General features: G+C 43.8%; 5 protein-coding genes. All 5 read left to right on the top strand.

Annotation, left to right across the window (positions count from 1 at the left end; all coding sequences use genetic code 11):
• The first annotated feature begins 641 nt into the window (after positions 1-641).
• Entirely contained in the window at positions 642-2,357 is a 1,716-nt protein-coding gene (locus A1QO_RS01925) for a dipeptide ABC transporter ATP-binding protein (protein ID WP_017033150.1), read from the top strand.
• Positions 2,358-2,505: 148 nt separating this feature from the next.
• On the top strand, positions 2,506-4,059 hold the full coding sequence (locus A1QO_RS01920) for an ABC transporter substrate-binding protein (protein ID WP_017033151.1): 1,554 nt from the start codon (positions 2,506-2,508) through the stop codon (positions 4,057-4,059).
• A 159-nt stretch (positions 4,060-4,218) separates the two neighbouring features.
• On the top strand, positions 4,219-5,196 hold the full coding sequence (locus tag A1QO_RS01915) for an ABC transporter permease (RefSeq protein WP_017033152.1): 978 nt from the start codon (positions 4,219-4,221) through the stop codon (positions 5,194-5,196).
• A 2-nt stretch (positions 5,197-5,198) separates the two neighbouring features.
• Complete coding sequence (locus A1QO_RS01910) at positions 5,199-6,137, top strand: ABC transporter permease (RefSeq protein WP_017033153.1); 939 nt, start codon at positions 5,199-5,201, stop codon at positions 6,135-6,137.
• A 139-nt stretch (positions 6,138-6,276) separates the two neighbouring features.
• Positions 6,277-6,816, top strand: a 540-nt coding sequence (locus A1QO_RS01905; RefSeq protein WP_198927269.1) for an SPOR domain-containing protein, incomplete at its 3' end; no start/stop codon positions are given.

Genomic DNA, 6,816 nt, shown 5'->3' with positions numbered 1-6,816 from the left:
GTACAGAAAGGCTGATCAGAAATGACGAGGTCTTCTTCCTTTCCAACTTGGTATTTTTACGCGCCTATTTTCTTCTGAATATATCTCTGTTTTTGACGTTAATCACATCATAAATGGCTATGTTAACTAACCTATATTGTTCCTTAAACAAGGAGGGTCTACTTACTTATCACCCTCACCTAAGTTGGTTTGTTATTTTTTAATGTGACTCTTATCTGGTTTTTTTACCTGCCTTGATTGCCCATGGTGGTTGATGTTTCTGTTTTGTTAATTCTAAATCGTATATTATTCTTGGTGAATTATTCAGTGTCGTGTTTTTATGATCTGCGGATTTGAGATGAGCTTTTAGCGTATAGTGCTGATATGTTCAGTGCTGGTGCGGTATGCACTAAATTGGTATTACCAATATTAAATGCAGTTTATCCGCATAACTATCTACACACATTGCTTCTTATCTGCACGGTATCGACTTTTTATCCTCTATTTGTTGCTTTTCTGTGAGTTTTTTGCCAAATTGATGCCCTTGTTAATTGTCAGAATAATATACTGACAAGAATGGATTCAATTTGTATCAGTATGTTTGCGCGTAATACTGGTATCAGACAGGGCAGAAAACTGTCAAAGCAGTAGAGGTCTGATAAATGTCGCTATTAGAAGTTAAAAACCTTCGTATTGAGTACCCATCTCGTCATGGGGTGCACGCTGCGGTTAAATCACTTTCGTTCAGTATTGAGCGAGGCGAGATTGTGGGTGTTGTTGGTGAATCTGGAGCCGGTAAATCAACCGTAGGTAATGCCGTTATTGATCTGCTTAGCCCTCCAGGCTTGATCGCCGATGGAGAGGTGTTTTTAGATGGAGAAAAGGTTTCAGGCCTGACTCCTGAGGAGATGCGAAAAGTTCGCGGGTCGAAGATTGGTTTTATCTTCCAAGATCCTATGACCTCACTCAATCCTTTGTTTACGGTTGAGCATCAGCTAACCGAAACCATTCATGCCAATATGAAAGTAACAGATGAAGAAGCGTATCGACGTGCTTTGTCTCTTATGAATCAAGTGGGTATTCCGCAGCCAGAAAACCGCTTGAAGCAATATCCTCACCAGTTCTCTGGTGGTATGCGTCAGCGTGTGGTGATTGCGATCGCTTTAGCGGGTGAGCCGGATTTAATCATTGCCGATGAGCCGACAACGGCACTGGATGTTTCCATCCAAGATCAGATTCTCACTCTTATTCGCGATCTTTGTATTGAGAAAAATGTAGGCTGTATGTTGGTAACACACGACATGGGCGTGGTTTCTAACGTGACGGATCGTGTTGCGGTTATGTACCGTGGGGACTTGGTTGAGTTTGGGCCAACGGATAAAGTGCTGGGTAATCCTGATCACTCGTATACGCGAAGCCTTATTTCTGCAGTTCCTCGTTCGGATAGAAAGCTCGATCGCTTCCCACTGGTCAGTTACATCGAAGAAGCCCATGAAATGGCGCCGCTTGATGTGAAAAACCACTGGTTGGGTCAAAGCCAGGATCATCGTGACTACACGGGCTCATTATTGAGCGTTGAAAACGTTAACTTACGCTTTGTGACGAAAGATTCGTTATTTGAAAGTCGTCGTGAGTTTGTACAGGCATCAAACAATGTGAGCTTTGATGTTATAGAGGGTGAAACCTTTGGATTGGTGGGCGAGTCTGGTTCAGGTAAGTCGACAATTGCACGTGTTATTGCCGGTCTATATGCACCAAATTCAGGCAAGGTATCGTTTGAAGGCATAGACTTAACCGCGCTGAAATCTGAGAAAGAGCGTCGTCCTCTTCGTCGTCAAATGCAGATGGTGTTCCAAAACCCATACACCTCAATGAACCCACGTATGAGAGTGTTTGACATCATTGCAGAGCCTATTCGTTTCCATAAATTGACTCGTAACGAAGCCGAAACTCGTCAGATTGTTCATGATCTCCTCGATCATGTTGGTTTAGGCCAGATGGCGGGTGTGAAGTACCCACATGAATTTTCGGGCGGTCAGCGTCAGCGTATTTCTATCGCTCGTGCACTGGCGACTCGTCCTCGTTTACTTATCTGTGATGAACCCACTTCTGCATTGGATGTGTCCGTTCAAGCTCAAATTCTAAACCTGCTGAAAGACCTGCAAGATGAGTTAAATCTCACCATGCTGTTTATCAGCCATGATTTACCGGTAATTCGCCAGATGTGTGATCGCGTTGGTGTGATGCAAATGGGTAAATTATTAGAAGTGGCACCAACAGAGCAGCTGTTTAACAGCCCTCAGCATGAATACAGTAAGCACCTCATTTCCTTAATGCCTGAATTTACAGGTTTAAGAGAAGACGCTAAAACGGCATAAGTCGTTTCGAATGCCTTATGAGTGGATACACATCACTCATTGGTATCGAAGAACCAAGTTTGTTTGAACATAACAAGCTCACTTGGACACAAATAGCAGATGCAAACACAACAACAGGGAATGTGATTCCCGCATAAGGAGTTATGCAATGAAAACCATGAAAAGCAAACTAGTCGTCGCAATGATGGCTGCTGGTCTTAGCCTTAGCGCTATGGCTGCAGATATTACAGTTGCGTATGACGCCGATCCAGTATCATTGGATCCGCAAGAGCAACTGTCTGGCGGCACAATGCAACTGTCTCACATGGTGTTTGATCCACTAGTACGCTTTAACCAAAATATGGAATTTGAGCCACGTTTGGCTGAGTCTTGGGATCGTGTTGATAACGAAACCATGCGCTTTAACCTTCGTAAAGGTGTGAAATTTCACTCGGGTAACGATCTGACGGCTGATGACGTAGTTTGGACATTCCAACGCCTTAAAGCTTCTCCAGACTTTAAAGGTATCTTTGCACCGCTTCTATCGGTGACAAAAGTAGATGATTTCACTGTTGAAGTGAAAACAGATGGTACCTACCCTCTGATTGAAAACGTTGCAACTTACATCTTCCCAATGGACAGCAAGTTCTACACGGGTACGACAGCTGACGGTAAAGACAAAGCTGAGCTTGTGAAGCACGGCAGTTCATTTGCATCGACTAACCTTTCTGGTACTGGCCCATTTGTTGTAAAAACACGTGAGCAAGGCGTACAAGTTGAATTTGAACGCTTTGACGGCTACTGGGATACACAATCTCCAGGTAACGTAGATAACATTAAACTTGTTCCTATCAAAGAAGACGCGACGCGTGTTGCTGCTTTATTGTCGGGCGGTGTTGATATGATTGCTCCTGTTGCGCCAAATGATTACAAGCGTATTCAAGATGCGGATAACGTTGAACTGTTCACTATGCCTGGTACGCGTGTTATCACATTCCAAATGAACCAGAACAGCAACCCTGCATTGAAAGACGTGCGCGTTCGTCAAGCGATTGTGTATGCGACTAACAATGAAGGTATCGCTAAGAAAGTCATGAAAGGCGCTGCGACGGCTGCTGGTCAGCAAAGCCCTGTTGGTTTCTCAGGCCACAATGAAGCACTAGTGCCTCGTTACGATCTTAAGAAAGCCAAAGCTCTGATGAAAGAAGCGGGTTACGAAAATGGCTTCTCATTATCAATGATGGCACCAAACAACCGTTACGTGAACGATGACAAGATTGCTCAAGCAACAGCGGCAATGCTGTCTAAAATCGGCATCAAAGTTGATTTGAAAACCATGCCTAAAGCGCAATACTGGCCTGAGTTTGATAAGTGTGCAGCAGACATGATGATGATCGGCTGGCACCCAGATACAGAAGATTCAGGTAACTTTACTGAATTCTTGGCAATGACGCGTAACGCTGATACAGGTAAAGGCCAGTATAACTGTGGTCATTACTCAAATGCAGAAGTTGATGCATTGGTAGAAGCTTCAAACAAAGAAACTGATTTAGCAAAACGTGGCGTTATGCTGAAGAAAGTGGAAGAAATATTGTACAACGAAGCAGCGTTCGTTCCTCTACACTGGCAAGATCCGTCATGGGCTGCTCAGAAAAATGTAGAAATTGGTCCTATCATCAATGGCATGAACTTCCCTTACTTTGGCGACCTAGTTGTTAAGTAATTGAAGATGTCAGCACCCAATCTGTGTCGATAAAGACACCGGTTGGGCGCTGATTATTATTTGGGTGCTTAACTTTGTTTCAGTCGAGTTAGGTGCCATTTTTCAGGCTGAAATCTTTCATTTTTTGAAAGTCATGGAAAGTTATTAAAGGGGCAAGGGATGTTTACGTTTCTGGTCAAGCGCCTGTTTCAGGCACTGATAGTGATGTTTGTGATCAGTTTAGTGGCGTTTGCCATCCAAGATAATTTGGGTGATCCGTTACGCGAACTTGTTGGGCAGTCGGTTTCCGAAGCTGAGCGTCAAGTTATGCGCGACGAGCTAGGTCTGAATGATCCCTTCATTACAAAATACACGCGATTTATTAGCGCCGCCTTACAAGGTGACTTAGGTACATCTTACTTCTTCAAGCGACCAGCGGTTGATGTCATTTTAGACAAGTTGGTTGCCACATTAGAGCTCGTCTTTGGTGCGTCTCTAATCATTGTCTTTTGCTCTATTCCTTTGGGTGTGTATTCCGCCATTCACCCGAAAAGTGTGTTTACTAAAGCGGTCATGGCATTCAGTAGTATTGGTATATCCGTTCCTGTTTTCCTTACTGCGATCATGTTGATGTATGTATTTTCGATTGAACTTGGTTGGTTACCTTCTTACGGGCGAGGCGAAACCGCGAATGTCCTGGGTTGGGAATCGGGTTTCTTTACTGTTGATGGCCTTCGCCATTTAGTACTGCCATGCGTTTCTCTAGCATCGATCATGCTGCCATTGTTCATTCGATTAGTTCGCTCTGAAATGCTTGAAGTACTGAGCTCTGAATACATTAAGTTTGGTAAAGCTAAAGGCTTAGCCCTAAATAAAATTTACTACCAGCACGCGTTGAAAAACACCATGTTACCGGTATTGACCGTGGGTGGTGTTCAAATCGGTACTATGGTGGCTTACACCATTTTGACTGAAACCGTATTCCAATGGCCAGGCACAGGCTTTTTATTCTTAGAAGCCATCAACCGTGTTGATACACCACTTATTACCGCTTACGTTATTTTCGTTGGGCTAATATTTGTTGTGACTAATACAATCGTAGACTTGCTCTATGGCGTGATTAACCCAACTGTAAACTTAACGGGCAAGGGGTCTTAAAGATGAATGAAGTAGCCGCAGCTCCGAGTCGTTGGGAGCGTTTTAAAAATTCAGACATTGTTTACTATTTCTTGCGTGACAAAGTTGCCATGACGAGCTTTAGTATCTTTATGGTGTTCTTGGTGCTTGCGTTGGCCGCACCAATTCTATCGCCTACCGATCCTTATGATCTCTCTTCCATCGACATTATGGATTCAGAGCTTCCACCTTCTTGGATGGAAGATGGGGATGAGCGTTTTGCATTGGGAACCGATGAGCAAGGGCGTGATATTTTATCGACTATTCTATACGGTTCACGTCTATCGTTGACCATTGGCTTTTTAGCCGTTGGCTTACAACTGACGTTAGGTATCATTATTGGTTTGTCAGCGGGTTACTTTGGTGGCCGTATTGATAACTTTTTGATGCGTTTTGCTGATGTTCAGCTCTCTTTTTCAACCATGATGGTTGCCATCATTGTATCCGCCATTTTCAAAGCAAGCTTTGGTAGTGACTTCTATAGTCAATATGCGGTAGTGATGCTAGTGGTGATTATCGGTGTGGCTGAGTGGCCACAATATGCCCGAACCATTCGTGCATCAGTATTAGCGGAAAAGAAGAAAGAGTATGTCGAAGCAGCACGCGTGATGGGCTTTAAAGCGCCACGCATCATGTTCCGTCATATCTTACCGAACTGTTTATCGCCGATTTTAGTTATATCAACGGTTCAAATAGCGAATGCCATTATGTCTGAGGCGGCGCTGTCGTTCCTAGGGCTTGGCCTTCCTGTTGATCAGCCGTCACTCGGTGCATTAATCAGTATCGGTTTTAACTACATCTTCTCGGGTGCTTGGTGGATTACAGCTTTCCCTGGTTTGGTCCTTATTACGCTTGTTTTGGTGATTAACCTATTGGGTGACTGGTTACGTGATGTATTCAACCCTAAAATCTACAAAGGGTGATCAGAGACGATTGATTTTTTTCCGAAAATCTAACTAAACTAGAGCCGTAAGATATTACGGCTCTTTTTTTGCATTCAATTTAAGCTATTCCAGCCCCAACGAGCCAATCAAGGCACGACGATTTAAGGTTAATAGAAGTATGGATACGACGTTAGTAATCAAACCTATAATGCTCGGATTGAAACTCCTAAGCATGGCCGTCATGGCGTTTCCATTGGTATCGCATTCTGTTTCGGCGGAAGAATTTTTATGTGATGCGACGCAAGCCTCGACGAATGAACTACCTGTTTTGGATAAGAGCTGCCCTATCGGAAAAGGGTTATGGGGCAATCAAAAACCGAAAGGAGCTCAATCGAGTTATTGGATTCAGTGTGGTGTGCTATCAAAACCTCTTTCATTAGCGAAAGCCAAAAGTATTTATCAACATATCTCAACCGATGTTTGGTCAAAGCCTGAAGATAAAGGATATCGCTGTCTTATCGGGCCTTATGATGACTTTTCAAACGCGCGGACAGAGCTTGCGAAAGTGAAGACGGAGCCTGAGTACAAAGAAGCGTTTATTCGCGAGGTGACTAAATCTAAGCAAGCAAGTAACACCAAGCCAAGTAAAGACACACAAACCAACCCCACACCTAAAAAAGAACGTACCGTAGCCGCCGCTAAGCCATCAGCGACAGTG

Source organism: Vibrio genomosp. F10 str. ZF-129, from assembly GCF_000287055.2.
GTDB lineage: Bacteria > Pseudomonadota > Gammaproteobacteria > Enterobacterales > Vibrionaceae > Vibrio.
Note: the sequence above shows the minus strand (reverse complement) of the source record. Positions and strands in the feature narration are given on the sequence as shown.

Excerpts from the sequence above, each read along its gene's own strand:
- A1QO_RS01915 (WP_017033152.1), top strand. The coding sequence starts at position 4,219 with ATGTTTACGTTTCTGGTCAAGCGCCTGTTTCAGGCACTGATAGTGATG.
- A1QO_RS01925 (WP_017033150.1), top strand. The coding sequence starts at position 642 with ATGTCGCTATTAGAAGTTAAAAACCTTCGTATTGAGTACCCATCTCGT.
- A1QO_RS01920 (WP_017033151.1), top strand. The coding sequence starts at position 2,506 with ATGAAAACCATGAAAAGCAAACTAGTCGTCGCAATGATGGCTGCTGGT.
- A1QO_RS01910 (WP_017033153.1), top strand. The coding sequence starts at position 5,199 with ATGAATGAAGTAGCCGCAGCTCCGAGTCGTTGGGAGCGTTTTAAAAAT.